The sequence below is a fragment of the Buchnera aphidicola (Pemphigus obesinymphae) genome, from assembly GCF_026122815.1.
GTDB classification, from domain to species: domain Bacteria; phylum Pseudomonadota; class Gammaproteobacteria; order Enterobacterales; family Enterobacteriaceae; genus Buchnera_C; species Buchnera_C aphidicola_BJ.
On the sequence record NZ_JAIWQW010000055.1, the window covers coordinates 1 to 782 of the forward strand.

The window sequence follows — 782 nt, forward strand, 5'->3', positions numbered from 1 at the left end:
CAGTAGCTCCTTTGGTTTTTCCCTTTGCCATAGATAAAGCGTGTATTTCTGCATGTTTCTCTCCTTGTTTTTTATGCCATCCTTTTCCAATAATAATGTTATTTTTTACGATGATACAACCCACGTTAGGATTAGGTGAGGTTGTAAATTCTCCTAGTTTAGCTAATTTTATAGCTTTTTTCATATAAAAAATATCTTTCATAATTCTTAGTTGATATTATTAAAATTCTATTTTAATTTATATATATATAAATATTTTTATTTAGTATCATATTAAAACATATGAAAGTATACAATATTTACAATATTATGTAATTAATTTTTATTTTTTTTTAAAATGATTGAAACCATTTATAGTGTATTTTATTTTTTTTCCATTTTTAAATATATTAAATTCATTTTTATATTTAGTAATACGTCCTATGCAGGTATAAGGTACTTTAATTTTATTTAGAGTTTTTTTTAAAATGTTTTTTTTAAATTCAGGTATTGTAAAACATAATTCATAATCTTCTCCTCCATTTAATGCCCAATCTAACCACACTTTTGGATAAAAATTTTTTTTTAGTATGTTAGAAACAGGTATTTTGTTTAAATTTATATCAGCTCCACATTGACTTTCATATAATATATGTCTTAAATCAACCAGTAATCCGTCAGAAATGTCGATAGCAGAGTGTGCAATTTTCCTTAAAGCTATACCTTGTAGGATTCTTGGATAGGGATGTAAATGTTTTTTTATTAAAAATTTACATATACTTTTTTTTCGTAAGAGTATTTTT

At 23.4% G+C, this 782-nt stretch carries 2 protein-coding genes; both read right to left on the reverse strand.

The features are described 5' to 3' along the window. Positions 1-202, reverse strand: a 202-nt coding sequence (locus LDP10_RS03030; RefSeq protein ID WP_414734443.1) for a deaminase, incomplete at its 3' end; no start/stop codon positions are given. 120 nt (positions 203-322) lie between these two features. After that, on the reverse strand, positions 323-782 hold a 460-nt coding region (locus LDP10_RS03035), incomplete at its 5' end, for a thiamine-phosphate kinase (protein ID WP_265197266.1).